The organism is Pseudomonas sp. FDAARGOS_380, assembly GCF_002591235.1.
GTDB lineage: Bacteria > Pseudomonadota > Gammaproteobacteria > Pseudomonadales > Pseudomonadaceae > Aquipseudomonas > Aquipseudomonas salmasensis.
This window is the reverse complement of record NZ_CP023969.1, coordinates 3904208-3929149: the sequence shown is the minus strand read 5'-3', so window position 1 is coordinate 3929149 and position 24942 is coordinate 3904208. Positions and strand designations below refer to the sequence as shown.

The 24942-nt window shown below is 62.0% G+C and carries 25 protein-coding genes; 12 read left to right on the top strand and 13 right to left on the bottom strand.

Going from position 1 to position 24942, the window contains the following annotated elements; translation table 11 throughout:
* Nucleotides 1-24: 24 nt before the first annotated feature.
* A complete protein-coding gene (locus CRN80_RS18465) occupies nt 25-777 on the bottom strand; it encodes a thioesterase II family protein (protein ID WP_098950749.1) in 753 nt (250 codons plus the stop codon).
* A gap of 301 nt (nt 778-1078) precedes the next feature.
* Between CRN80_RS18465 and CRN80_RS18460 the strand changes: the two genes are divergently transcribed.
* Nucleotides 1079-1630, top strand: a complete 552-nt coding sequence (locus CRN80_RS18460) for an RNA polymerase factor sigma-70 (RefSeq protein ID WP_005789991.1) — start codon at nt 1079-1081, stop codon at nt 1628-1630.
* A gap of 526 nt (nt 1631-2156) precedes the next feature.
* Here CRN80_RS18460 and CRN80_RS18450 read toward each other — a convergent pair.
* The gene (locus CRN80_RS18450; protein WP_098950748.1) at nt 2157-2945 is read right to left on the bottom strand and encodes an ABC transporter substrate-binding protein; all 789 of its coding nucleotides are present in this window, start codon (nt 2943-2945) and stop codon (nt 2157-2159) included.
* Nucleotides 2946-3037: 92 nt separating this feature from the next.
* Nucleotides 3038-3661: a TetR/AcrR family transcriptional regulator gene (locus CRN80_RS18445; RefSeq protein WP_032895985.1), complete on the bottom strand. Its 624-nt coding sequence runs from the start codon at nt 3659-3661 to the stop codon at nt 3038-3040.
* 153 nt (nt 3662-3814) lie between these two features.
* Here CRN80_RS18445 and CRN80_RS18440 point away from each other — a divergent pair, with 153 nt between their 5' ends.
* From CRN80_RS18440 to CRN80_RS18405, 8 genes are all read left to right on the top strand, one after another.
* Entirely contained in the window at nt 3815-5593 is a 1779-nt protein-coding gene (locus tag CRN80_RS18440; RefSeq protein ID WP_098950747.1) for an acyclic terpene utilization AtuA family protein, read from the top strand.
* A 12-nt stretch (nt 5594-5605) separates the two neighbouring features.
* Nucleotides 5606-6478 (top strand): SDR family oxidoreductase, encoded by an 873-nt coding sequence (locus tag CRN80_RS18435; protein WP_098950746.1) that lies wholly within the window; start codon nt 5606-5608, stop codon nt 6476-6478.
* Nucleotides 6479-6482: 4 nt separating this feature from the next.
* Nucleotides 6483-8096, top strand: coding sequence for a geranyl-CoA carboxylase subunit beta (gene atuC, locus CRN80_RS18430; RefSeq protein WP_098950745.1), 1614 nt, complete (start codon nt 6483-6485; stop codon nt 8094-8096).
* A gap of 68 nt (nt 8097-8164) precedes the next feature.
* Nucleotides 8165-9322 (top strand): citronellyl-CoA dehydrogenase, encoded by a 1158-nt coding sequence (gene atuD, locus CRN80_RS18425; RefSeq protein ID WP_032895979.1) that lies wholly within the window; start codon nt 8165-8167, stop codon nt 9320-9322.
* Nucleotides 9319-10080, top strand: coding sequence for an enoyl-CoA hydratase/isomerase family protein (locus CRN80_RS18420; protein ID WP_098950744.1), 762 nt, complete (start codon nt 9319-9321; stop codon nt 10078-10080). Before atuD ends, CRN80_RS18420 begins: the two co-directional genes overlap by 4 nt.
* Nucleotides 10081-10189: 109 nt before the next feature.
* The gene (locus CRN80_RS18415; protein ID WP_098950743.1) at nt 10190-12073 is read left to right on the top strand and encodes an acetyl/propionyl/methylcrotonyl-CoA carboxylase subunit alpha; all 1884 of its coding nucleotides are present in this window, start codon (nt 10190-10192) and stop codon (nt 12071-12073) included.
* Between the two features lie 75 nt (nt 12074-12148).
* Nucleotides 12149-12691, top strand: a complete 543-nt coding sequence (locus CRN80_RS18410) for an exonuclease domain-containing protein (protein ID WP_019818536.1) — start codon at nt 12149-12151, stop codon at nt 12689-12691.
* Between the two features lie 190 nt (nt 12692-12881).
* Nucleotides 12882-13166 (top strand): pyrimidine/purine nucleoside phosphorylase, encoded by a 285-nt coding sequence (locus tag CRN80_RS18405; protein ID WP_003192883.1) that lies wholly within the window; start codon nt 12882-12884, stop codon nt 13164-13166.
* A 49-nt stretch (nt 13167-13215) separates the two neighbouring features.
* On the opposite strand, the gene CRN80_RS18400 is transcribed toward CRN80_RS18405, so the two are convergent.
* Nucleotides 13216-14022, bottom strand: a complete 807-nt coding sequence (locus tag CRN80_RS18400) for an MOSC domain-containing protein (protein ID WP_098950742.1) — start codon at nt 14020-14022, stop codon at nt 13216-13218.
* A 38-nt stretch (nt 14023-14060) separates the two neighbouring features.
* Nucleotides 14061-14996 (bottom strand): chemotaxis protein CheV, encoded by a 936-nt coding sequence (locus CRN80_RS18395; RefSeq protein ID WP_003192887.1) that lies wholly within the window; start codon nt 14994-14996, stop codon nt 14061-14063.
* A gap of 547 nt (nt 14997-15543) precedes the next feature.
* Here CRN80_RS18395 and CRN80_RS18390 point away from each other — a divergent pair.
* The 3 genes from CRN80_RS18390 (at nt 15544) to CRN80_RS18380 (ending at nt 17894) form a co-directional block, all read left to right on the top strand.
* Nucleotides 15544-15987, top strand: coding sequence for a hypothetical protein (locus CRN80_RS18390; protein WP_169918226.1), 444 nt, complete (start codon nt 15544-15546; stop codon nt 15985-15987).
* 357 nt (nt 15988-16344) lie between these two features.
* On the top strand, nt 16345-17238 hold the full coding sequence (locus tag CRN80_RS18385; RefSeq protein WP_098950741.1) for a sensor histidine kinase: 894 nt from the start codon (nt 16345-16347) through the stop codon (nt 17236-17238).
* A complete protein-coding gene (locus CRN80_RS18380) occupies nt 17235-17894 on the top strand; it encodes a response regulator transcription factor (protein WP_044272473.1) in 660 nt (219 codons plus the stop codon). Before CRN80_RS18385 ends, CRN80_RS18380 begins: the two co-directional genes overlap by 4 nt.
* Here CRN80_RS18380 and yegS read toward each other — a convergent pair.
* The 8 genes from yegS to CRN80_RS18330 form a co-directional block, all read right to left on the bottom strand.
* Nucleotides 17853-18773, bottom strand: coding sequence for a lipid kinase YegS (gene yegS, locus CRN80_RS18375; RefSeq protein ID WP_032895969.1), 921 nt, complete (start codon nt 18771-18773; stop codon nt 17853-17855). The two genes, CRN80_RS18380 and yegS, sit on opposite strands and share 42 nt — an antisense overlap.
* A 628-nt stretch (nt 18774-19401) precedes the next feature.
* Nucleotides 19402-19794, bottom strand: a complete 393-nt coding sequence (locus CRN80_RS18360) for a DUF2802 domain-containing protein (protein WP_098950739.1) — start codon at nt 19792-19794, stop codon at nt 19402-19404.
* Nucleotides 19795-20277 carry a chemotaxis protein CheW gene (locus CRN80_RS18355; RefSeq protein WP_003192896.1) on the bottom strand — a complete coding sequence of 161 codons (483 nt, stop codon included), beginning with the start codon at nt 20275-20277 and terminating at the stop codon, nt 19795-19797.
* A 79-nt stretch (nt 20278-20356) separates the two neighbouring features.
* Nucleotides 20357-21148 carry a CheW domain-containing protein gene (locus CRN80_RS18350; protein WP_098950738.1) on the bottom strand — a complete coding sequence of 264 codons (792 nt, stop codon included), beginning with the start codon at nt 21146-21148 and terminating at the stop codon, nt 20357-20359.
* Nucleotides 21148-21936 carry a ParA family protein gene (locus CRN80_RS18345; RefSeq protein WP_014719332.1) on the bottom strand — a complete coding sequence of 263 codons (789 nt, stop codon included), beginning with the start codon at nt 21934-21936 and terminating at the stop codon, nt 21148-21150. Before CRN80_RS18345 ends, CRN80_RS18350 begins: the two co-directional genes overlap by 1 nt.
* 51 nt (nt 21937-21987) lie before the next feature.
* On the bottom strand, nt 21988-22875 hold the full coding sequence (gene motD / locus CRN80_RS18340) for a flagellar motor protein MotD (protein WP_032895965.1): 888 nt from the start codon (nt 22873-22875) through the stop codon (nt 21988-21990).
* Between the two features lie 151 nt (nt 22876-23026).
* The gene (locus CRN80_RS18335) at nt 23027-23767 is read right to left on the bottom strand and encodes a flagellar motor protein (RefSeq protein ID WP_003192902.1); all 741 of its coding nucleotides are present in this window, start codon (nt 23765-23767) and stop codon (nt 23027-23029) included.
* The gene (locus CRN80_RS18330) at nt 23767-24909 is read right to left on the bottom strand and encodes a chemotaxis response regulator protein-glutamate methylesterase (RefSeq protein WP_098950737.1); all 1143 of its coding nucleotides are present in this window, start codon (nt 24907-24909) and stop codon (nt 23767-23769) included. The genes CRN80_RS18335 and CRN80_RS18330 overlap by 1 nt, the downstream gene beginning before the upstream one ends.
* Nucleotides 24910-24942: the final 33 nt, after the last annotated feature.

The window sequence follows — 24942 nt, the reverse complement described above, 5'->3', positions numbered from 1 at the left end:
GGGAAATTCGGGAAACGGTGGAGTTCAGCCGGCGGCGAGCTGTCGCGCCGCGCCAATGCGCCAGCGCGTCAGGTGCTCGTCGGCATAGCGACGTACACAGCGCAGCACCGCGCTTTCGTGCTGCACGAGGAAGAAGTGGTGGCCGTCAAACATGTCCAGGGAAAATCCACTGGCGGCATCGAGTTGCCAGTCGAGCAACTGGTCGGCACGTACGCTGTCCTGCTTGCCACCGAACACGTGGATCGGCAGCGCCAGGGGCTGGCGCTCGCCATAGGTGAAACTGCCGCACAGCAGGAAATCGGCGCGCAGGATCGGCAACATCAGTTGCATCAACTCAGGGTTGGCCAGGGCTTCTTCGGCGGTGCCCTGCAATTCGCGCAGGCGGGCTACAAGTTGGGCATCGGTCTTTTCGACGGCGTACTCGCTCACATCACGACGCGCCGGGCCCGCCGTGCCAGACGCGAACAACGCCAGCGGCGCAGGCAGACTGCGTGCGTTTAAAGCGTGGGCCAATTCAAACGCCAACAGCCCGCCAAGGCTGTGGCCGAACAAGGCATAAGGGCCATCGAGATCACGGCTGATCTCTTCAGCAAGCTGCGCGGCCAGGGCCTTGATATCGCGCTGCAACGGCTCGTCCATGCGCATGCCGCGCCCCGGCAATTCCAGCGGGCACACCTGCAGCCAGTCCGGCAGCACCCGGCGCCAGCGCGCATAAACCGAGGCGCTGGCGCCTGAGTGGGGCAGGCAAAACAGGCGTAGCCGCAGGGGCGTATTCATCCGGCGAGTACTCCAAACTGAAACACGCTGAATGCACGATAAAAACCCATCTGGTCCTCCTGCGAGTGCTGATCCTTGGCCGTTGTACTAACGAACCTGTCACCCATGAGAACGGACGGAGCCTTCAAATAATTAGTCGCCGGGGGCGAGCGAGACGTGGTTCACACCTTTGCCCAAGGCATAAGATTAGTTCGTCTTCTCATTTGACAATCATTATCATTCAGCATAATTTGTTGCCCGATGTGTAGGAGGCCTCAGCAGGGAAGCCCTCCCCTAACCTATTAGCAACAAGGTGATTTCCATGACGGAACAAGTATCCACAGGCAGGTGCGATTCACCCCTTCTTCAGGCGTTCGTCGACAATCGGCTGATCCTGGTGAAGATCGCGGCCCGCATCACCGGGTGCCGCTCCCGCGCCGAAGACGTGGTGCAAGACGCCTATTTTCGGTTGCAGTCGGCACCGACCATCACCTCATCGTTCAAGGCCCAACTGAGTTATCTGTTCCAGATCGTGCGCAACCTGGCGATCGATCACTACCGCAAGCAGGCCCTGGAGCTCAAATACTCCGGGACCGAAGAGGAAGGCTTGAATGTGGTTATTCACGGCGCTTCACCGGAAACCTCGCACATCAATTTCAACACCCTGGAAAACATCGCCGACGCCCTGACGGAGTTGCCACAGCGCACCCGCTACGCGTTCGAGATGTACCGCCTGCATGGCGTGCCGCAAAAAGACATCGCCAAGGAGCTTGGGGTGTCGCCGACGCTGGTGAACTTCATGATTCGCGACGCGCTAGTGCATTGCCGCAAGGTGTCGGGTAGCCATAGCGATACGTTTGCGCGGCGGGTTTGAGAGAAGCGCAGAATGTATGGGCGGCAGCTTCCAACGGTAACCACGATGCGAAGCGAGCCGCTTTTGATCTGCTTTTGATCTGCTTTTGATCTTGATCTTAGGCGCCCCGTTAAACCACGCTGGCCGAACGCAGGCTTGAATTCGTGGGTAACCCGGCAGGACGCCGGGTTAGCCGCCCCGCGCCATGGATGGCGCGTGGCGGCGGCCCACGGATTCAAGCCTGCGTTCGGGCACACCGAGCCTAGGCGAGGTGCCGAGTGGTGGGGCAAGAGCGTTTTGCTTACTTTTGCGCTTTTCAAAAGTGAGCCGCTGTCAGAGCGGAACCCTAAGTGGCCGTTACCTAAATAACGGATATGTACCCCGTCCAACTGTGTTGACTGTCTGGCCGCCTTCGCGAGCAAGCCCGCTCCCACAGTTGGATCGTGGGGTGTCAGGTAGATAGGTGTCGGCTTTCAGGCCGTCATCGCAGGCAAGCCAGCTCCCACAGTTGATACCACTGAGCCCGAAGAATTTTATTTACTGCGATCTAGGGCAACGGCGTCACATCAATACGATACGGCTCAAAAATCCTCAGCATCTGCCCACTGCTGCGCAGCCCCTTGAGCAACGCCGAAAACGCCTCGCCCGTGATCGGCGCCTTTGGCCGCAGCAACGCATAGTGGTGATACACCTGGTCAATACGCTCCGACACCAAAAACTGCCCCGCCATGTCCGCGTTGCGCACCATGAAATCACTCAGGTACGAACGGGTAACCAACGCAATATCCGCACGCCCACGAGCAACCATCAGCAGATTACTGTCATGGGAATAGGTCAACGTCGCATTGAAACGCTCGGCCATGTTCTTGGGATCAGGATTGAAGTCAGCAAAGGCATAGTGATACCCACTGAACACCGCCAGACGTTTACCGGTAAGGTCGGAAAAATAACTCTGGTCGCGCCCGGGCTGACGCTGAGCGACAAAAATCTCCGCATCTTCGAGCCCCATATCAACACTGGTATGCGCAATATTCTGCCAACCCCAGGCCGGATTTTCGAAGATCGCCATGTCGACCCGGCCTTGCTCGAAGTCACGAAAACGTCGGGGGATCGAGGTAGGCACCACCACAAACTGGTAATCGGTTTGCGCAGCATTCAACGCTTCGACCAATTGCGGCAACAACCCGGTGTCGGCCCCTTGCTCGGGGCGCACGGTGTAGGGCGGAAAATGCGCAGCGCCGATTCTCACCAACTGCGCGGCACCGGCCTGCGTCCACGCGGCGGTGCCTAGTGCCCATAAAGTAAGTCCTGCAGCCAGCCGCCATGGCGAAAACATCGAGGCACACACCGTTGAAGAGTTCAATGCCGATAAGCTAGGCGTTTTTACCGGGGGAGACAACTTTCGCCAGCAAATTAATGGCTTGCGCCTCAGTCCGCCTTCAGCACCATCAACAAGGCCTCTTCGGCCAACTCTTCAAGGGTCAGGCTGCCTTGGGCGCGAAACCAGGTGGTGGTCCATGACAAAGCGCCGGTGAGGAAGCGCCGGGTGATAAACACATCGCCCCGGATGTAGCCAGCGGCCTTGGCCTCGCCCAGCACCTGCAACCAGATCTGCTCATACACGTCACGCAGGGCCAGTACGTGCGCCTGGCCTTCGGCCGACAGCGAGCGCCACTCGTAGACCAGCACCGCCATGGCCTCGCCACTGCCGCCCATGATCGACTGCAACTCGCAGCGGATCAGCGCCAGCACGCGTTCGCGCACCGTGCTCGCCTCCTCCAGTGAGGCGCGCATCATCGCGGTGTTGTAATGGATGGTTTCCTCCATCACTGCGCGCAGGATCTCATCCTTGCTCTTGAAGTGATGAAAGATGCTGCCGGACTGAATGCCCACGGCGCTGGCCAGATCTCGCACGGTGGTGCGCTCGAAACCCTTGTTGCGAAACAGATGAGCCGCGGTTTGCAGCAACTTGCCGCGGGCGCTCTCGGGGTCGGTCAATTGGCCACCATCGACCATGGTGCGCATCACCCCCAGGGCTTTGTGCTCATCCATGCTGCTCTCCTTCACGTCTACTGTCGTCTTGGCCGGCAATTTAGGCCGTGACTGCCACCCAAGCAAGCGCTTGGGTAAAACTTGTGACTGGAGTTTACAAACCAAGCGCTTGCTTGGTAGTCTCGACGCCAGCCCTTGGAGGAAGGATTTCTCATGAGCAAGACGGTACGTATCGGCTGCGCCAGCGCCTTCTGGGGCGACACCTGCACCGCCGCCGCCCAATTGGTGCAGGGCGGCGCCCTGAATTACCTGGTGTTCGATTACCTGGCGGAAGTCACTATGTCGATCCTCGCCGGTGCCCGCCTGAAAGACCCCAAGGCCGGTTACGCCACAGATTTTGTCGAGGTGCTGACGCCCCTGCTGGCGGATATCCAGCGCCAGGGCATCCGGGTGATCAGTAACGCTGGCGGCATCAACCCGCAGGCCTGCGCCGCTGCCCTGCAAGCGGCCTGCGATAACGCGCACATCCCGCTGAAAATCGCCGTGTTGCTCGGCGATGACCTGCACCCTCAACTCAAACACCTGCCGCCTGTCACCGACCTTTACAACGGCGCCCCACTGCCGCCCCTGTGCGTGTCCGCCAATGCCTACCTCGGCGCACCGGGCATTGCCCAGGCTTTGGAGCTCGGCGCCGATATTGTCATCACCGGCCGGGTGGTCGACAGCGCAGTGGTCAGCGCGGCACTGGTGCATGAATTCAACTGGTCGTGGCAGGACTACGATCACCTGGCCCAGGCCGCCCTGGCCGGGCATATCATCGAGTGCGGCGCGCAGTGCACCGGCGGTAACTTCACCGACTGGCGTGACGTGCCCGACTACGAACACATCGGTTTCCCTATCGTCGAAGTCAGCGCCGACGGCCAGTTCACCGTCAACAAGGTCGAAGGCAGCGGCGGCCTGATCAGCGAACTCAGCGTGGCCGAACAACTGTTGTATGAAATCGGTGACCCGCGCGCCTATGTGCTGCCGGATGTGATCTGCGATTTCAGCCAGGTCAAACTGCAGCAACAAGGCAAACACGCGGTGCGCCTGCACGGCGCCAAGGGCCTGCCACCCACCGATCAGTACAAGGTCAGCGCCACCTACCCCGATGGTTTTCGCTGTACCGCCAGCTGCCTGATCGCCGGCATCGACGCGGTGGCCAAGGCCGAGCGGGTCAGCCAGGCGCTCATCAACAAGACCTCGGAGCTGTTCAGCCAGCGCGGCTGGGCGCCCTACACCGACGTCAACATCGAACTGCTGGGCAGCGAAGCCACCTACGGCGCCCATGCCCGGCGTGCGGATTGCCGTGAAGTGGTGGTGAAGCTGGCGGTGCGGCACCCGAGCAAGCAGGCGCTGGTGCTGTTCGCCCGCGAGATCGCCCAGGCGGCCACCGGCATGGCGCCGGGCCTGACCGGCATTGTCGGCGGGCGGCCGACGGTGTATCCGCTGATCCGGCTGTTTTCGTTCCTGGTCGACAAGTCATTGTGCAGCGTTTACATCGATTACCAGGGCCAGCGCCATGCCGTTGAGCTGCCCGCCGGCGCGTCTCTGCTCACGCCGGCCGCGCCCATCGAGCCGGACAAGCCCCAGGGCCGTGCCGACGCCAGCGTGCCGCTGGTCAAACTCGCCGTGGCGCGCTCCGGTGACAAGGGCAACCACAGCAATATCGGGGTGATCGCCCGCCACCCGGACTACCTGCCGTGGATCGCCGAAGCCCTGACCCCGGAGGTGATCGTCGACTGGATGGACCACGTACTCGACCCGATCCATGGCCGCGTCGAGCGCTGGTACTTGCCCGGCAGCCACAGCCTCAACTTCCTGCTGGAAAACGCCTTGGGCGGTGGCGGCATCGCCAGTTTGCGCATCGACCCTCAAGGCAAGGCCTTCGCCCAGCAACTGCTGGAAATCCCCATCGCCGTACCGCAACACATTGCCGATCAACTCAGCTAAAGGACCGTCGCCGTGGCCTTCGATTCGATCTTCAAAGCCGACCTGTTCCAGGGGCACACCCTGATCGTCACCGGTGGCGGCAGTGGCATTGGCCGCTGCACCGCCCATGAACTGGCGGCGCTGGGCGCCCGCGTGATCCTGGTGGGGCGCAAGCCGGACAAGTTGCAGCAGGTAGCCCAGGAAATTATCGATGACGGCGGCGTCGCTCATTGGCAGGCCTGTGATATCCGCGATGAAGAGGCGGTGAAGGCGCTGGTCACGCAAACCCTGCACGACCATGGCCCCATCCATGGCCTGGTGAATAACGCCGGCGGCCAATACCCGTCGCCGCTGGCCGCGATCAATCAAAAGGGCTTTGAAACCGTACTGCGCACCAACCTGGTGGGCGGTTTCCTGATGGCCCGGGAGGTGTTCAACCAGTCGATGAGCAAGCACGGCGGCGCAATCGTCAACATGCTCGCCGACATGTGGGGCGGCATGCCCGGCATGGGCCACTCCGGCGCGGCGCGCTCCGGCATGGACAACTTCACCAAGACCGCCGCGTTTGAGTGGGGCTATGCCGGGGTGCGCGTCAACGCCGTGGCGCCTGGCTGGATTGCCTCCAGCGGCATGGACACCTACGAAGGCGCCTTCAAGGCGGTGATTCCCACCCTGCGTGAGCATGTGCCGCTCAAGCGCATCGGCACCGAGTCGGAAGTCAGCGCGGCCATCGTCTTCCTGCTCAGCCCGGCTGCGGCCTTTATCAGCGGCAGCACCCTGCGCATCGACGGCGCCGCCAGCCTGGGCAGCCGTGCATGGCCGCTGCACAAGGCGCAGGCACCGAGCGAGCCGTTCAATGGGTTCCACCGCGCCTACCTGCCGGATGTGCTCAAGGCGGAGCAATAACGCCATGCCAGTCATTGAAACCCTGATCGACCCCAACAGCCCAGCGTTCGCGCAAAACCGCGAAGCCATGCTGGCGTCCATCGCCCAGTTGCGCCAGCTGGAACACACCCTGCTGGCCAAGGCCCAGGAAGCCAAGCCCAAGTTCGACAAGCGCGGCCAATTGCTGCCCCGCGAGCGCCTCAACCTGCTGCTGGACCCCGGCGCGCCGTTCCTGGAGCTGGCCAGCCTGGCGGGCTACAAACTCCACGACGACAAAGACGGCAGCGCCGCCGGGGGAGGGCTGATCGCCGGTATCGGCTATGTCAGCGGCGTGCGCATGCTGGTGGTGGCCAACAACAGCGCGATCAAGGGCGGCACCATTTCCCCTTCCGGGCTGAAGAAATCCCTGCGCCTGCAACAGATCGCCATGGAGAACAAATTGCCGGTGGTAACCCTCGCCGAAAGCGGCGGCGCCAACCTCAACTACGCCGCCGAGATTTTCGTCGAAGGCGCGCGTAGCTTTGCCAACCAGGCGCGCATGTCGGCCATGGGCTTGCCGCAGATCACCGTGGTACACGGCTCGGCCACGGCCGGCGGTGCGTATCAGCCGGGCTTGTCGGACTACGTGGTGGTGGTGCGCGGCAAGGCCAAGCTGTTCCTCGCCGGGCCACCGTTGCTCAAGGCCGCCACCGGCGAAATCGCCACCGATGAAGAACTGGGTGGCGCGCAGATGCACGCGCAAACCGCCGGCACCGCTGAGTACCTGGCACAAGACGATGCCGACGGCGTGCGCATCGTGCGTGAAATTGTGGGCCTGCTGCCCTGGAATGACCGCTTGGCGCACGAGCCCCAACGCGCCTATCGCGAACCGCTGTACCCGATTGATGAGCTGTTGGGGCTGATCCCCGATGACCCGAAAAAACCCTACGACGTGCGCGAGATCCTGGCGCGCCTGGCCGACGGTTCCAACCTGCTGGAATTCAAGGGCGAGTTCGACCCCCACACCGTCTGCGCCCATCTGCATATCCAGGGGCGCGCCGTGGGAGTGATCGGTAATAACGGCCCCATCACCCCAAAGGGCGCGAGCAAGGCCGCGCAGTTTATCCAGCTGTGCGACCAAAGCCGCACGCCGCTGCTGTTTTTGCACAACACCACCGGTTTCATGGTGGGCACCGAGTCGGAACAGCAAGGGGTGATCAAGCACGGCGCGAAGATGATCCAGGCAGTGGCCAACGCCCGTGTGCCTAAACTCACTATCGTGGTCGGTGGTTCCTACGGTGCGGGCAACTACGCAATGTGCGGCCGCGGCCTGGACCCGCGCTTTATCTTCGCCTGGCCCAACAGCCGTACTGCGGTGATGGGCGGTGCACAGGCCGGCAAAGTGCTGCGCATTGTCACCGAGGCCAAGCAACTCAAGGACGGCCTGGTGCCCGACCCCAAGGTGCTCGACATGCTTGAACAGGTCACCACGCAGAAGCTCGACAGCCAGTCCACCGCCCTCTACGGCAGCGCCAACCTGTGGGACGACGGGCTGATTGATCCACGGGACACCCGCACCTTGCTCGGCTTTTTGCTGGATATCTGTCACGAAGCCGAACGGCGGCAACTGCAACCCAACACCTTCGGCGTAGCGCGCTGATCGTTCCCACGCTCCGCGTGGTAACGCCAACCAGGACGCTGCGCGTCCCAACCGGGAGAACAATAAAAATGATCTTCACCCAGGAACACCAGGAACTGCGCCGCACCGTGCGCGCCTTCGTCGACCGCGAGATCAACCCGCACGTGGATGAATGGGAAAAAGCCGGGCGTTTTCCCATTCACGAGATCTTCCGCAAAGCCGGCGACCTCGGCCTGCTGGGCATTTCCAAACCAGAAAAATTCGGCGGCATGGGCCTGGACTACAGCTATTCCATCGTCGCCGCCGAAGAGTTCGGCACCATCCGCTGCGGCGGCATCCCCATGTCCATCGGCGTACAGACCGACATGTGCACCCCGGCCCTGGCGCGCTTCGGCTCCGATGAACTGCGCGAGGAGTTCCTGCGCCCAGCCATCAGCGGTGAACAGGTCGGCTGCATCGGCGTCTCGGAAACCGGTGCCGGCTCCGACGTGGCCGGGCTCAAGACCCATGCGCGCAAGGATGGCGACGACTATGTGATCAACGGCAGCAAGATGTGGATCACCAATTCGCCCAGCGCCGACTTTATCTGCCTGCTGGCCAACACGTCCGATGACAAGCCGCATATCAACAAGTCGCTGATCATGGTGCCGATGAACAGTCCCGGCATCAGCGTCAGCCCGCCCCTGGAAAAACTCGGCATGCACAGCTCCGAGACCGCCCAGGTGTTTTTCGACGGCGTGCGCGTGCCGCAACGCAACCGCATCGGCCACGAAGGCGCAGGCTTCATGATGCAGATGTTGCAATTCCAGGAAGAACGCCTGTTTGGCGCGGCGAATATGATCAAGGGCCTGGAGCACTGCATCGACAGCACCATCGAGTACTGCAAAGAGCGCCAGACCTTCGGCAAGGCGCTGATCGACAACCAGGTGATCCACTTTCGCCTGGCGGAACTGGCCACCGAAATCGAATGCCTGCGCGCCTTGGTCTACCAGGCCACCGAGCAGTACATCAAGGGCCAGGACGTCACGCGGCTGGCCTCCATGGCCAAGCTCAAGGCCGGGCGGCTAGGCCGTGAGGTCAGCGACAGTTGCCTGCAATATTGGGGCGGCATGGGCTTCATGTGGGACAACCCGGTGGCCCGCGCCTATCGCGATGTGCGCCTGGTGTCGATTGGCGGCGGTGCCGACGAAATCATGCTGGGCATCATCTGCAAACTGATGGGCACCCTGCCCGGTAAAAAGCCATGAATACCTTGCTGCTCGAAGCCCATAACGGCGTGCTGCACATCACCCTCAACCGCCCCGAATGCCGCAATGCGATGAGCCTTGAAATGGTCAATGAACTGCGTGCGGTACTGGCGCAGTTGGACAGCCAGGTGCGTGCCGTGGTGATCAGCGGCGCGGGCGGGCATTTTTGCGCGGGGGCCGATGTGAAGGATCTGGCCGGCGCCGGAGGTCAGTTGCAAGCATTGAACCGTGCGTTTGGCACCTTGCTGCAAGAGGTTCAGGCGCTGGCGCAGGTGGTGATCGTGGTGCTGCAAGGCGCAGTGCTAGGCGGTGGGTTCGGGCTGGCGTGCGTGAGTGATATTGCGATCGCCGACCACAAGGCACAGTTCGGCTTGCCGGAGACCCGCCTGGGCTTGTTGCCGGCGCAGATTGCGCCCTTTGTGGTCAAGCGTATTGGCCTTACCCACACACGGCGCCTGGCGCTGACGGCGGCGCGGTTTGATGGGGTGGAGGCTGGGCGGTTGGGCGTGGTGCATTTCGTCGAGCACGACCCGCAGGCATTGGCGCAGCGTGTGGATGAGGTGTTGGGGCAGGTGTTGCAGTGTGCGCCGGGGGCGAATGCGCGGACCAAGGCCTTGTTGTTGGCCAGTGCGGATGAGCCGCTTGAGACCGTGCTGGATCGCGGGGCGCAGTGGTTTGCCGAGGCGGTGAGGAGTGAGGAAGGGGTTGAGGGGACGCAGGCGTTTGTGCAGAAGCGAAAGCCGAGTTGGTCTGGATGACGCCATCGCAGGCAAGCCAGCTCCCACAGGGGAACACATTTCAAATGTGGGAGCTGGCTTGCCTGCGAAGAGGCCCCAACACACGCCGCATTCATCAAGGGATAACCCAATGCCCGCATTCAGCAAGATCCTGATCGCCAACCGCGGCGAAATCGCCTGCCGCATCCAGCGCACCGCCCAGGCCCTTGGCTACCGCACCGTGGCCGTCTACAGCGACGCGGATTCCGATGCCCTGCACGTGCAGATGGCCGACGAAGCCGTACACATCGGCCCGGCGCCCGTGCATCAGTCCTACCTGAACACAGCGGCCATCCTCACCGCCGCCGAATTGACCGGCGCCGACGCCATTCACCCCGGTTACGGCTTCCTCTCGGAAAACCCTGACTTCGCCCGCGCCTGCCAGCAGGCCACTCTCACCTTCATCGGCCCCAGCGTCGAGGCGATCGAACTGATGGGCAGCAAACGCCTGTCCAAACTCGCCATGCTCGACGCCGGCGTGCCCTGCATCGCCGGCTACCAGGGCAGTGCCCAGGATGACGCCACCTTGCAGCAGGAAGCCGAGCGCATCGGCTTCCCACTGATGATCAAGGCCAGCGCCGGTGGCGGCGGGCGTGGCATGCGCCTGGTGCACCAGCGCGAACAGTTGCTGGAGCAACTGCGCACCGCACGCTCGGAAGCCATGAATGCGTTCGGCAGCGACGAGCTGATCCTCGAACAGGCGCTGATCGACCCGCGCCACGTGGAAGTGCAACTGTTCGGCGACCGCCATGGCAACCTCATCTACCTCGGCGAGCGCGACTGCTCGATCCAGCGTCGCCATCAGAAAGTCATCGAAGAAGCGCCCTGCCCCGTGATGACGCCCGCACTGCGCCAGGCCATGGGCGAAGCCGCGCTCAAGGCCGGGCGGGCGGTGAACTATGTGGGTGCCGGCACCGTGGAGTTTCTGCTCGACCGTAACGGCCAGTTCTATTTCCTGGAAATGAACACGCGCCTGCAAGTGGAGCACCCCGTCACCGAGATGATCACCGGCCTCGACCTGGTGGACTGGCAGTTGCAGATCGCCGCCGGGCAAGCGCTGCCACTCACCCAATCACAGGTGACCCTGACCGGCCACGCCATGGAAGTGCGCCTGTACGCCGAAGACCCGGCCCAGGGCTTCCTGCCGCAAACCGGTGACGTGTTGCGTTGGGAACCCGCCCCCGGCGTGCGCATCGACCATGGCTTGCGTGAAGGCCAAACCATCAGCCCGTTCTACGACCCGATGCTGGGCAAGATCATCGCCCACGGCGTCAGCCGCGAAGAAGCCCGGCGAAAATTGCTGCGCGCCGTGGAAGACACGGTGTTACTCGGCGTGGCGTCCAATCAGCACTTGCTCGTCGACCTGCTCAAGCACCCAGACTTTATCGCCGGCGACTTCAGCACGGGCTTGATCGCCGAACACTTCAACGTCATCCCACAGCACACGGCGAGCGCTGAGCAACTCTCTCTGGCTGCCGCATTGTTTTATCAACACAGCGCCAACCAGCACTCACACACCCTCGCGCGCTGGCGCAACACGGCGAGTGCCCCAGTGACATACCGCCTGGAGGTCAACGGCCAAGTCCACAGCGTCAGCGTTGACGACCTGCCACTCACCACCGACGGTCGCCACGCCACCTTTGTCATCAAGGGGGTTCGCCGCCGCATCGCCTATCACCTGGACGGCAACCGGCTGTGGCTGCCAGGGCTGACCGTCACCGACCGCACCCAGCAAGTCGCCAGCCGCCCGGCCGATGCCAGCAGTGGCACGGTCCAGGCGCCCATGGACGGCGCCATCGTCGATATACGGGTGTGCGTCGGTGAGAGCGTCAGCAAAGGCCAGCTTTTGCTGGTGCTCGAAGCGATGAAAATGGAGCACCCGTTGAAGGCTGGTATCGACGGCACGGTCAAGGAACTGCGCGTCTTGACGGGCGATCAGGTGCGCAACCGCCAGGTTTTGCTGGAGATCGAATAACGCCCCTAGGCGGAACTACAGGGCCGGGCTACGCTCTATCCCCATCAGGAAGGGACGAGTACGGGAACCTGCACCATGCCTCATTGGCTGATTATTGACCTTGAAGCCACAACGGATGACGGCGGCTGGCCCGTGACGGAGATGGAAGTCATCGAGATCGGCGCCAGCCTGGTCAACCGCCAAGGCCGCGAACTGGATCACTTCCAGCGCTTTGTGCGGCCCTTGCGGCGGCCATTGCTGACGCCCTTTTGCCGCAAACTCACCCATATCACCCAGGCCAATATCGACATGGCCGCGCCGATCACCGAGGTGTGGCCGCTATTCGAACGCTGGCTGGGCCAACATCAGCCACGCCTGGAAGGCTGGGCCAGCTGGGGAGATTATGACCGCGTGCAGCTTGAGCTGGAGTGGCAGCGCCATGGCCTCGCCAGCGCCCTGGGCGACACCCCGCATGTGAACCTCAAGCAACGCTTTGCCAAGGCTCGGCGCCTGGACAAACCGCTGGGGCTCAATGGGGCGCTGCAATTGGCCGGGATGCAGTTCAATGGCCAGCAGCATCGCGCCCTGGAGGATGCACGCAATACCGCGCGCCTGCTGCCGCTGATATTGCCGGTCTAGGCAGCGCTTGCAGCCTTGGGCATACTGGCCAACCATTTTCCTGCTGCCCTGTAGGAGCGAGCTTGCTCGCGAAAATCGCCAACGATAACGCAGCGCCTCAGCTTTAACGCGGTGTTCTCAGGTTTTTCGCGAGCAAGCTCGCTCCTACAGTGGTTGGCGTAAGCCTTGACCTTTTTCCGAGGATTCACCCATGTTCAAAGTCAACGAGTACTTCGACGGCACCGTCAAGTCGATCGCTTTCGGCACCGCAGAAGGGCCGGCGACCATCGGCGTGATGGCTCCGGGTGAATACGAATTCGGCACCGCCCAACGCGAAATCATGCACGTGGTGTCCGGCGCCCTGACCGTGAAGCTGCCTGAGAGCAGCGACTGGGAAACCTTCGCCGCCGGCAGCCAGTTCCACGTCCCGGCCAACAGCAAGTTCCAGTTGAAGGTTGCGGTGGACACCGCTTACCTGTGCGAATACCGCGGCTAAGCAGTACCCGCCACACACAAAAGCCCGTCTCCCACGAGACGGGCTTTTTTTATTCCAGCACCGTTACCGGCATGCCGACTTCCAGGCGCCCGACGCCATCGTTGACCAGGTTCTGGCCGAACATCGCGCCCTTTTCGGTCTTGCGGTAGGTTTCCAGCGTGGCGAAGGGCTCGCGGTCGGGGCTGCGTTCGCCGGTCTGGGGGTCGATGGTGGTGAGGATGCACCGCGAGCACGGCTTGACGACCCGAAATTCCACGTCGCCGATGCGCACGCGCTTCCAGCCATCTTCGGCGAAGGCCTCGGCGCCTTCGATGACGAGGTTGGGACGAAAACGCAGCATCTGCATCGGGCGGCCGATCTTTTCACACAAGTCGTCGAGGGAGCCCTGGCCGATCAACAGCAAGGGGTAGCCGTCAGCGAAGCCGACCTTGTCGTCATCCTTGCCATACCCGGCTTCAGTGGTGCGCGCTCGTTCCAGGGGCAGTTGCACCAGGCGCGTCGGCTTGCCGATGAACTCGCTGACCCAGGCCGCAGCCTCATCGCCAGCATCCGGCACGCGCAGGGTGTCACGCCAGATGGTCACACCGCGCAGTTCACTGGCGCTGCCAGGCAATGCCACGTCCAACGGCGCGTAGCCCGGCGAAGTCAGGGTCAAGCCCCCGCTGCTGTTCCACAACGCGATGAGCTGGCTCATCTTCGCCACCGCCCGTTGCGTCAGGAACCGCCCGCTGGCTTCATCCACCAGCATCCAGCGTCGATCCCCGTCCAACCCGAGTTTATCCAGGCCAATCTGCTGCAAGGCTTCGGCCTTGCCGGACTTCAAGGGGTAACGGTACAACGCGCTGAGACGCAGCATGGGCCTGCCTTCCTAGGAAACAAAGTGTCATCCTAAAGTCAGGCGGGCATTTCGTCCAACATCAGACGCTGACGCACCACATCCACCAGCTTGTCCGGCTGGAATTTGGAGAGGAAATTGTCGCAGCCGACCTTCTTGACCATCGAGTCGTTGAAGCTGCCCGACAACGAGGTGTGCATCACCACGTAGAGGCCGCGCAGGCGCGGGTCATTGCGGATCTCGGTGGTGAGACGGTAGCCATCCATTTCGGGCATTTCGGCGTCGGTGAAGATCATCAGCAGTTTGTCGGTCATCACCTGGCCGCTGTCGGCCCAGGCCTTGAGCATGTTCAGTGCCTTGAGGCCGTCGCTGGCAATGTGCATCTTCACGCCCAACTGGCCCAGGGTGTCACGCAACTGCGACAAGGCCACGTTGGAGTCATCCACCAGCAGCACTTCGCGGCCACGGGCACGCTCCAGCACCGGGTCTTCAAGTTTGTCCCGGGAGACCTTGGCGTTGTAGGGCACGATCTCGGCGAGGACTTTTTCCACGTCGATGATTTCCACCAGTTGCTCATCGACCTTGCTGATGGCCGTGAGGTAGTGCTGGCGACCGGCGCTGGTCGGCGGCGGCAGGATGGCTTCCCAGTTCATGTTGACGATGCGGTCCACGCCGCCCACCAGGAACGCCTGCACCGAGCGGTTGTACTCGGTGACGATAATGGTGCTGTTGGGGCCCGGCACCAAAGGCCGCATGCCGATGGCCTGGGACAGGTCGATCACCGGCAGGGTCTGGCCACGCAGGTTGACCACGCCGCACACAAAGGGATGCCGCTGGGGCATCAGGGTCAGTTTGGGCAGTTGCAGCACTTCCTGCACCTTGAACACGTTGATCGCGAACAACTGCCGTCCGAAGAGGCGGAACATGAGAATTTCCAGGCGATTCTCACCCACCAATTGCGTGCGTTGATCTACCGTGTCGAGAATGCCGGCCATTGAAAGCTCCTGGTGTACACGCAGGTGTGCGCTGAAGGGGTGTGCGGTTCGTATAGGCGGTTATCGGCGGCAAACGCCAAACCTTGACCCTGTTAAAATGCCACGCAAACACATTGATGTCACACTGACATCATGCTTTACTGCATTCACCCCTCAGAACGCTTGCAACGACCCCGCACGACACTCGAATCGGCGCGCGGTTCCGCCTTATAAGGGATTCCCCTATGCGCAATCGGGCCCAACCTGATATTCGCGATATCTAATAGCCATTAATGTGACGCCATTCTCATTGCATGAATGGAGTCAGGCTTTTGTTTGCCAACCCAAGCCCTTGGTCTACGGGCCTTTCAGGCACTCACGTATCGGCAACTGAAGTTGCGTCATCTCGCATAACAGCGGCTAAAGGCGGCATTCGTGAGCGATTCAATAAACGTCCTACTGGATTATCGGAAGCAGCCTACACGCCCCAGTCGTATTTCAGCGCTAGTTTTAAGCCATTCACCCGGTGCGACATCTCATCACCCGACCTTAAGTTGTGGAGACTTGCATGATGAATAGCGCGAACGAATGGCAAACCGCACTTCCCGAGTTTTTGCTGGAAGCCGAAATGCTGCTGGCCAAGTCCGAGGAATGCCTGAACCACCTGCATTTGATCCGCAATGACAGCGACGCCATCGACTGCATGAAAACCAGCCTGGCCAAACTGGCTGAAAAGGCCGACGGCCTGGCCCTGCAGGCGATCAGCGAATTCTCCCGGCATATTCAATACCTGATTGCCAATGCCGTGAGCCCGGTGCAACTGCATGACCAAGCCCTGGATGCGTTGCACGACTGCCTGACGTTGCTGGCCTGGCAACTGGAACTGATTGACATCCGTACCGGGGAACTGGGCCTGGATGAGAGTGAGCAAACTTCGCTGATTGCCACGGTGACTTCGCAGATTCCGCAAAAAGACTACGGCCATCAGCCGCGTTTACAGCAGAGGTCTTAAAGCAAAAAGGTCGTATTTAATATCAGAGTTATCTAAAAACGACCCTTTACGTCAACTATGAAAGCGCTTTCAGAGCTTGAAGAAATATCAATTAGCCAGCACCTTAAAAATTGTACAAAACAGGCTAACTAATACAACTCAATAGCGCTGGCCGGGCTGCCAGGGCATTTCCGTGGTTAATATATCGACCAAGGAATATGCCAGGCGACCAACGGTAACAGGGGTGGTACCATGCCCCGCTCGAAATGAAGCAACTTCATTATGGATAACCACGATCCGGCACCGCACGCTCGACAGAGCCCAGTCAACCGCCGTGACCGGTCTTCGCGCAGTGAACCCTCATTGGCTCCATCCGCTATGTACGCCAGCCTCAAGTCACTCATCGCAAGGTTCGTGTCCCACTGCCATGCGCGCAGCCTCATCCTTGCCCTGTGCCTGTGTTCATTGCTGGTCAGCCTATGGGTTTACCTGCAAGGCGCGCCGTTGCCGTTACTGATTGTGCTGCTCAACCTGGTCACGTTGGCGGTGGTAGCCCTGCACCAGTGGCGCTCGCGCAACGCCATCAAGTTCCAGCCCCAGGAACTGGCCGACCGCCTGCTGCAAGTCCAGGAAAACGAACGCCACCGCCTCAGCCGCGAATTGCACGATGACATCGGCCAATTGCTGACCGCCGCCAAGCTGCAAAGCGAATGGCTGCAGCGTCGCCTGCCCCACGACCTGCAAAGCCATTGCTCGGTGCTGTGCAACACCCTCAATGAAACCCTGGCCAAGGTGCGCGACGTGTCCGCCATCCTCAACCCGCGCCAACTGGCAAGCCTGGGGCTGGAAGCGAGCCTGCGCGCGCACCTGCTCAAGACCCTGGAAAATACCCAGGTGTGCTGGAGCCTGGAGTGCCAGCAACGGCTCACCGGCATTCCCGAAGAAATGGCCGTGGCGGCCTTTCGCATCACCCAGGAAGCGGTCACCAACATGCTGCGCCATGCCAACGCGCACAACCTGCTGGTGCGCCTGCAACGCTTGCCTGAAGGGCTGTCGCTGATGATCTGCGATGACGGCCAAGGCTTCGAACCTGCCGCCGACCCCGCCAAGGTAGGCCAACGGGGCATGGCCGGCATGTGCGAACGGGCGCACCAATTGGGCGGCACCTTGTCCGTCAGCAGCCAGCCGGGCAACGGCACACGCATCCACGCACTTTTCCCCTGGGCACCCCGCGCCCTCGAACGGGCCAGTGCCCATAAGGTTCTGCAGTGACCTGCAATTTGCTCCTGGTCGATGACCATGCCTTGATCCGCGCCGGCGTGCGCGCACTGATCCTGGATATCCCCGGGTACGCCGTGGTGGGCGAGGCCAGCGATGGCGCACAACTGCTTGAGGCATTCAGCGCCCTGCAGCCCGACATTGTGCTACTGGACCTGTCGATGAAACACACCGGCGGCCTGGATGCCTTGCAGCAACTCAAGCGCGCCTACCCCAAGTGCAAGGTGCTGATCCTGTCGATGCACACCGACCCCGAGATGATCATGCGCGCCCTGGAGTCTGGCGCCCACGGCTACCTGCTCAAGGACACCACCGCCAACGAACTGGAACACGCCCTGCAGGCGCTGCGTAACAACGAACGCTACCTGAGCCCCGCCATTGCCCACACGGTGATCAATCAGGCGCTGGTTCGCAGCCAGGGCCCCAGCACGCCTGTTGCCCACAGCCACAACCTGACGGCGCGGCAACTGGAGATCCTGCGCTTGATCGTGCGCGGCAAATCCACCCGGGAAATTGCCCACGGCCTGGGCCTGAGCATCAAGACCGTCGAAGCCCACCGCTCACAGATCATGAAACGCTTGCAGATTTTTGACGTGGCGGGCCTGGTGTTATTTGCCGTGCGTGAGCAGATCATCAGCCTGGACGACTAACGGCGAACCCAGCGGCAAGTGCACGCGCAGGGCCTTGGGCAGCGCCTCGAAATGCAGGTCGTCGCCCTCCAGCGGCTCACCGTCGAGGTTGATGTACAAGCCTTGCGCCACCTTGATCTTCACCCACGGCAGGCGTGCGCGCACAAACATGGTGTCCAGGCCCCAGCCGTTGTTCATCAACTCACGCAGCGTGCCGACCACTTCCTGCGGCGCCGGCAGAATGCTGACATCCAGCAGCCCGTCATCAGCCAATGCACCAGGGCACAACACATGCCCGCCACCGGCCTGGCGACCGTTACCGATGCCCAGCGCGAGCAACTCGCCTTTCCAGTGGAAATCCGGGCCTTCCAATTCACCATAGGCGGCTTTCAATTCACTGAAGCGGGTTAAACCGGTAAACAGGTAGGCGGCACCGCCCAGAACCTTCTTCAAATCTTCAGAGGTGTTAGCCGTGACCTGGCTACCAAACCCACCGGTGGCCATGTTCAGAAAAATTTGCCCACCCACCTGGCCAAGGTCGATGGCCCTAGGCTGCACGTCCAGCAAGGCCAGGGCGCCAGCCGGCTCCAACGGCACACCAGCCGCCTTGGCGAAATCATTGGCGGTGCCCAGGGGCATCAGCACCAGGCTGGCGTCGGTGTTGGCATGGGCCATGGCTTCAGCCACATCACGCAGGGTGCCGTCGCCACCGCCGGCAATGATGTGGGTGTAGCCCGCGGCCAAGGCTTCATTGACCAGGCGCTGAGCATCACCGCCCTCCCACGTCACCCGCACGGCCAACTCCCCACCCTGCTCCCGCCGCGCCAGCACGGCAGCACGCACATCCTCGTTGAGGGCTTGTTTGCCATGGAGGATCAACAGGGCTTTGGGGGCGGTCATTTGAGGGAATCTCCTGGGTCAAGGTGCATGAAGGATGTTGACCCTTGGGGCACCGGAAAAGTCTGTGGGCTGAAGAAAATTGATTGAAGTACACAAATCAACCTGTAGGAGCTGGCTTGCCTGCGATGGCGGCGGCTCAATCGACAAACATCTCAAACCTGCCACCCAACGGTAACCACGATGCGAAGCGAGCCGCTCTTGATCTGCTTTTGATCTTAGGCGCCCCGTTAAACCACGCTGGCCGAACGCAGGCTTGAATTCGTGGGTAACCCGGCAGGACGCCGGGTTAGCCGCCCCGCGCCATGGATGGCGCGTGGCGGCGGCCCACGGATTCAAGCCTGTGTTCGGGCACACCGAGCCCAAGCGAGGTGCCGAGTGGTGGGGCAAGAGCGTTTTGCTTACTTTTGCGCTTTTCAAAAGTGAGCCGCCGTCAGGGCGGAACCCTAAGTGGCCGTTACCGCAGGAATGGATATGCACACAATCCAACTGTGTCGCCTGTCAGGCCGCCTTCGCGAGCAAGCCCGCTCCCACAGTTGGATCGTGGGGTGTCAGGTAGAGAAGGGGCGGCTGGCGGGCCGTCATCGCAGGCAAGCCAGCTCCCACATGAACCAAGCAAGCCCAGCCCCAATCAGCTCTTGTGCAACTTGCTCATCAACTGTGCCTCAGCCTGAGTCAACCCACACGACTGAGTCAACTCATCCACCGTCGCCCCCATGCCAACCAGCTTGGCCGCCTGGGCAAACGACAGATTCGACGGATCACGCTGCTCCAACTGCACCAACCTGTCCGGCAACGGCGCAAGAATCGCACGCAATTCATGCACCTCATCCCCCACCCGCACCGCACTTTGCTGGAAATGATCAACGCGCTTGACCAGCTCCAGAATGCGCCGGTCACGCACCGCATCGCGCTCGGCCTGTTGCAAGGCCAACTCCCGCTGCTGGCGCAGATAGCGCAGCACAAACGCCAAGGTCCCGGCCCACAACAGGGCCAGGACAATCACCGCTGCCTCAAGGAACAATCAGATGCTCTCCAGTTCCGACCACTCTTCTTCGCTCATCATCTTGTCCAGCTCAACCAGAATCAGCAGTTCGCCGTTCTTGTTGCACACGCCCTGAATGAACTTGGCCGACTCTTCGTTACCCACGTTCGGTGCGGTTTCCACTTCCGATTGGCGCAGGTAAACCACCTCGGCCACGCTGTCGACCAGGATGCCGACCACTTGCTTGTCGGCCTCGATGATCACGATACGGGTGTTGTCGCTGACTTCAACCGTGTCCAGGCCGAACCGCTGGCGGGTGTCGATCACCGTCACCACGTTGCCGCGCAGGTTGATGATGCCCAGCACGTAGCTTGGCGCACCTGGAACCGGGGCGATCTCGGTGTAGCGCAGCACTTCCTGCACGCGCATCACGTTAATGCCGTAGGTTTCGTTGTCCAGCTTGAAGGTCACCCATTGCAGGATCGGATCATCCAAACCTTGTGCGGACGCTGACTTGTTCATTCATCTGACCCCTTCAAATGCCGCTATCGACGGCGTGTGTGCAAGTGGGCCGCGCAACCGCACGGCCCTTATTGTTCAATCAACTGCGTTTGTTCTGTGGCATTGCCTTCACCGCACCGCTGGCGATCAACTCGGCCAGTTCGGCGACATCCAGCAACGCGCACATGTGTTCGATCACAGTGCCCGCCAACCACGGCCGCTGGCCACGGTGGCTGCGCCATTTGATTTCATTGGGGTCCAGGCGCAACGAGCGGCTGACTTGATGCACCGCCAGCCCCCACTCGTAGCCCTGCACCGAGATCACGTATTGCAGGCCCTGGCGGAAATCATCGCGGTAGCGGTCAGGCATCACCCAGCGCGCCGTGTCCAGCACCTTGAGGTTGCCGGCCTGGCTGGGCAGGATGCCGAGGAACCACTCTGGCTGCCCGAACAACGGCGTCAGCTCCTGGCCTTCCAGGGAGTAGATCGAGCCCAGGCATACCAGCGGCACCGCCAGGGTCAACCCGGCGACGTCGAACAGCAGGCACTCGAACGGCTCGGCAGCCCACGAAGGGCGACCGTCGCCCGTCACCGGTGGCGGCGTGATGCTGGGCGGCAGGTGCACGTCCACCAGCGGTTCGACCACCGGCGGCGCCGCCACTGCCGGGGCGCTCGGCACCACGACGGGCGCCTCCACCACCTGCGCGTCACGCGCCTGCTCCTCCATCACCGCCTGCTGGAATTCATCCAACGGGCGGTCGGGCTCGACAGCAGGCTCGAGTACCAGAATCGGTTCGGGCATTTCTTCGGCCGTCGCATCCTGCAGCAAGGCATCCAGGTAGGATTCCAGTGCCAGTTGCGGGCGGGTCTTGAATTGGACAGGACGGTTCATCACGCCACCTGCGCCACAAGCTGTTGCGACAGCAGGTGCTTGAGCAACGCACGGTAGGCCAGCACGCCACGGCTCTTGCCGTCGAACTGCGACGGTGTGAGCCCGGCACGGCTGGCGTCACGCAGGCGCGTGTCCACCGGGATGTAACCGTTCCAGATGGTGTCCGGGTAGGCATCGCGCAACACGCGCAAGGTGCCGAGGGACGCCTGGGTGCGACGGTCGAACAAGGTCGGCACGATGCTGAACGGCAGCGCCTGCTTGCGCGAGCGGTTGATCATCGCCAGGGTGCTGACCATGCGCTCCAGGCCCTTGACCGCCAGGTGCTCGGTCTGCACCGGGATCACCAATTGCTGGCTGGCCGCCAACGCGTTGACCATCAGCACGCCGAGCAACGGCGGGCTGTCGATGATCGCGTAGTCGAAGTCCTGCCACAGTTGCGCCAGGGTCTTGGCGATCACCAGGCCCAGGCCGCTCTGGCCCGGCGACTGACGCTCCAGGGTGGCCAGGGCGGTGCTCGACGGCAACAGCGAAATACTCTCGTTGCTGGTGGGCAACAGCAGTTGCCCAGGCAGATCCGCCGGCACGCTGCCCTTGTGCAAAAACAGGTCATAGCAGCTGTGTTCCAGGGCATCCGGGTCGTAGCCGAAATAGCTGGTCATGGAACCGTGGGGGTCCAGGTCCACCACGACCACACGCTTGCCCGCTTCGGCCAGCAAACCGGCCAAGGCGATGGAAGTGGTGGTCTTGCCGACTCCACCCTTTTGATTGGCAACTGCCCAGACTCTCATTCGGTTGGTTCCTCCCGGCGGGCACAGGCGCGACCGAGACATTGCATACGGTTATTGAGCCGGCGACGGAGAATTGACGTTACTCGGTCGGACCGGCGGCTTGACAACGGGCGGTGCAGTTTGTGTGCCAGCACGCTTCAACGCTGCATCCGGGGTGGCATTGGCAGTGCCGGTACCGGTCAGGCTGCGACGCACATCCAGGTTGCGCGAGACCACCAGCACCACCCGGCGGTTACGGGCGCGGCCTTCCACCGTGGCGTTATTGGCCACCGGCTGGAACTCACCATAGCCCACCGACGCCAGGCGCTGGGGGTTCACACCCTGCATCGCCAACATGCGCACGATGCTCGACGCACGGGCCGAGGACAGTTCCCAGTTGGTCGGGTACTGCGCGGTGCTGATGGGGAAATTGTCGGTGAAGCCTTCCACGTGGATGGGGTTTTCAAACGGTTTGAGGATCGCCGCGACCTTGTCGATGATGGTGAATGCCTGGTCACTGGGCAACGCATCGGCACTGGCGAACAACAGGCTGGAGTTCAACTCGATTTCCACCCACAGCTCATTGCCGCGCACGGTCATCTGGTTGGAACTGATCAGGTCGCCAAAAGCGGCACTGATATCGTCGGCGATGCTTTTGAGCGGGTCGCTGGTGCCTTGGATGCCGGCGGCGGTTTCATCACTGTCATTGACCAGAGGCTTGGCCGGGGTCACGGTCTTGGGCCGCTCTTCGCCGATAGGAATGGGCTTGAGCGACCGCTCGGCATCGTTGAACACACCGACCAGCGCCTGGGAAATGATCTTGTACTTGCCTTCGTTGATCGACGAGATCGAGTACATCACCACGAAAAACGCGAACAGCAAGGTGATGAAATCCGCGTAGGACACCAGCCAGCGCTCATGATTGACGTGTTCTTCAGGCTCGCGACGGCGACGGCTCACGGGCACTCCCCCCCACACACCCACCCCACCGTAGGAGCGAGCTTGCTCGCGAAGATCGTTAACGAAAACGCGGGCATCCTGAATGCACGCGGCGCTCTCAAGTTCTTCGCGAGCAAGCTCGCTCCTACGGGGGGACGGGTGCTCATGTGCATCAATCCATGAAGCCCTGAAGCTTCAATTCGATGGAGCGCGGGTTTTCGCCCTCGGCAATCGACAGGATGCCTTCGAGCAGCATTTCGCGATAACGCGACTGGCGCATGGCAATCGACTTGAGCTTGCTGGCCACCGGCAGCAACACCAGGTTGGCACTGGCCACGCCGTAGATGGTGGCGACAAACGCCACGGCAATGCCGCTGCCCAGTTGCGAAGGGTCGGCCAGGTTGCCCATCACGTGGATCAGGCCCATCACCGCACCGATAATGCCGATGGTCGGCGCGTAGCCGCCCATGCTTTCAAAGACTTTGGCCGCGTTGATGTCACGGCTTTCCTGGGTGTAGAAATCCACTTCGAGGATGCTGCGGATCGCTTCCGGTTCGGCGCCATCGACCAGCAGTTGCAGGCCCTTGCGCGCGTAGCTGTCAGGCTCGGCATCCGCCACACCTTCCAGGCCCAGCAGGCCTTCCTTGCGGGCGGTAAGGCTCCAATTGACCACGCGGTCGATGCCGCCTGCCAGGTCAACCCGTGGCGGAAAAATGATCCACACCAGAATCTGCATGGCACGCTTGAACGAGCTCAGGGGCGACTGCAACAACGCCGCGCCCACGGTGCCACCGATCACGATCAGCGCTGCCGGGCCGTTGGCCAAGGCGCCGAGGTGGCCGCCTTCCAGGTAGTTGCCACCAATGATGGCGACAAACGCCATGGTGATGCCGATCAGGCTCAACACATCCATCAGAGGCAGGCCTCCACCAGATGCTTGCCGATGTCGTCCAGGCTGTAGACCGCATCGGCCAGGTCAGCCTTGACGATGGCCATGGGCATGCCATAGATCACGCAACTGGCTTCATCCTGGGCCCAGATGGCGCTGCCGCCCTGCTTGAGCAGGCGCGCGCCTTCACGGCCATCGGCGCCCATGCCGGTGAGCACCACCGCCAGAACTTTGTCGCCGTAGGACTTGGCCGCCGAACCGAAGGTGATGTCCACACACGGCTTGTAGTTCAGGCGTTCATCGCCCGGCAGGATTTTGATCGCGCCACGCCCGTCCACCATCATTTGCTTGCCGCCCGGCGCCAGCAGGGCCAGGCCAGGGCGCAGGATGTCGCCATCCTCGGCTTCCTTGACGGTGATGCGGCACAGCTTGTCCAGGCGCTCGGCGAAGGCTTTGGTGAACGCCGCCGGCATGTGTTGCACCAGCACAATCGGCGCCGGGAAGTTGGCCGGCAGTTGGGTCAACACCCGCTGCAAGGCCACCGGGCCGCCGGTGGAGGTGCCGATGGCGACCAGCTTGTAAGCCTTGCGCTTGGGCGCGGGCGAATGGGCACTCGGCGTTGCGGCGGCACGTACCGGCGCTGCCGCAGGCCGGGCCACGGGCGCAGGCGCCGGGCGCGCAAACGACGACGTCGGCGCCGCCGCTGCGGGCGCAGGCGTGGGGGCTGGCGTGGGGGCTGGCGCGGGTGTGCTGAACAGGCTGCGACGGTTACTGCGGGAAATGCTGTGCACCTTCTCGCACAGCATCTGCTTGACCTTATCGGGGTTGCGCGAGATGTCTTCAAAATTCTTCGGCAAAAAATCCACCGCGCCGGCATCCAAGGCGTCGAGGGTGACCCGCGCGCCTTCGTGAGTCAGCGAGGAAAACATCAATACCGGTGTGGGGCAGCGTTGCATGATGTGGCGCACAGCCGTGATGCCATCCATCATCGGCATCTCGTAGTCCATGGTGATCACGTCTGGCTTCAAGGCAATGGCTTGATCGATCGCCTCTTTGCCGTTAGTGGCCGTACCGACCACCTGGATCGTTGGATCAGCGGAAAGAATTTCCGAGACGCGGCGGCGGAAGAAACCCGAATCGTCCACCACCAGGACCTTGACTGCCATAAACACTCCGTTAGGCGGGGCGGGCATGACCGC

Excerpts from the sequence above, each read along its gene's own strand:
- CRN80_RS18345 (WP_014719332.1), bottom strand. The coding sequence starts at position 21,936 with ATGAGAGTCTGGGCAGTTGCCAATCAAAAGGGTGGAGTCGGCAAGACC.
- CRN80_RS18400 (WP_098950742.1), bottom strand. The coding sequence starts at position 14,022 with ATGCTGCGTCTCAGCGCGTTGTACCGTTACCCCTTGAAGTCCGGCAAG.
- CRN80_RS18335 (WP_003192902.1), bottom strand. The coding sequence starts at position 23,767 with ATGGATGTGTTGAGCCTGATCGGCATCACCATGGCGTTTGTCGCCATC.
- CRN80_RS18355 (WP_003192896.1), bottom strand. The coding sequence starts at position 20,277 with ATGAACAAGTCAGCGTCCGCACAAGGTTTGGATGATCCGATCCTGCAA.
- CRN80_RS18450 (WP_098950748.1), bottom strand. The coding sequence starts at position 2,945 with ATGTTTTCGCCATGGCGGCTGGCTGCAGGACTTACTTTATGGGCACTA.
- CRN80_RS18350 (WP_098950738.1), bottom strand. The coding sequence starts at position 21,148 with ATGAACCGTCCTGTCCAATTCAAGACCCGCCCGCAACTGGCACTGGAA.
- yegS (WP_032895969.1), bottom strand. The coding sequence starts at position 18,773 with ATGACCGCCCCCAAAGCCCTGTTGATCCTCCATGGCAAACAAGCCCTC.
- atuC (WP_098950745.1), top strand. The coding sequence starts at position 6,483 with ATGCCAGTCATTGAAACCCTGATCGACCCCAACAGCCCAGCGTTCGCG.
- CRN80_RS18415 (WP_098950743.1), top strand. The coding sequence starts at position 10,190 with ATGCCCGCATTCAGCAAGATCCTGATCGCCAACCGCGGCGAAATCGCC.
- CRN80_RS18405 (WP_003192883.1), top strand. The coding sequence starts at position 12,882 with ATGTTCAAAGTCAACGAGTACTTCGACGGCACCGTCAAGTCGATCGCT.
- CRN80_RS18385 (WP_098950741.1), top strand. The coding sequence starts at position 16,345 with ATGTACGCCAGCCTCAAGTCACTCATCGCAAGGTTCGTGTCCCACTGC.
- CRN80_RS18445 (WP_032895985.1), bottom strand. The coding sequence starts at position 3,661 with ATGGATGAGCACAAAGCCCTGGGGGTGATGCGCACCATGGTCGATGGT.
- CRN80_RS18440 (WP_098950747.1), top strand. The coding sequence starts at position 3,815 with ATGAGCAAGACGGTACGTATCGGCTGCGCCAGCGCCTTCTGGGGCGAC.
- CRN80_RS18420 (WP_098950744.1), top strand. The coding sequence starts at position 9,319 with ATGAATACCTTGCTGCTCGAAGCCCATAACGGCGTGCTGCACATCACC.
- CRN80_RS18395 (WP_003192887.1), bottom strand. The coding sequence starts at position 14,996 with ATGGCCGGCATTCTCGACACGGTAGATCAACGCACGCAATTGGTGGGT.
- CRN80_RS18410 (WP_019818536.1), top strand. The coding sequence starts at position 12,149 with ATGCCTCATTGGCTGATTATTGACCTTGAAGCCACAACGGATGACGGC.
- CRN80_RS18390 (WP_169918226.1), top strand. The coding sequence starts at position 15,544 with ATGATGAATAGCGCGAACGAATGGCAAACCGCACTTCCCGAGTTTTTG.
- CRN80_RS18465 (WP_098950749.1), bottom strand. The coding sequence starts at position 777 with ATGAATACGCCCCTGCGGCTACGCCTGTTTTGCCTGCCCCACTCAGGC.
- CRN80_RS18460 (WP_005789991.1), top strand. The coding sequence starts at position 1,079 with ATGACGGAACAAGTATCCACAGGCAGGTGCGATTCACCCCTTCTTCAG.
- CRN80_RS18330 (WP_098950737.1), bottom strand. The coding sequence starts at position 24,909 with ATGGCAGTCAAGGTCCTGGTGGTGGACGATTCGGGTTTCTTCCGCCGC.
- atuD (WP_032895979.1), top strand. The coding sequence starts at position 8,165 with ATGATCTTCACCCAGGAACACCAGGAACTGCGCCGCACCGTGCGCGCC.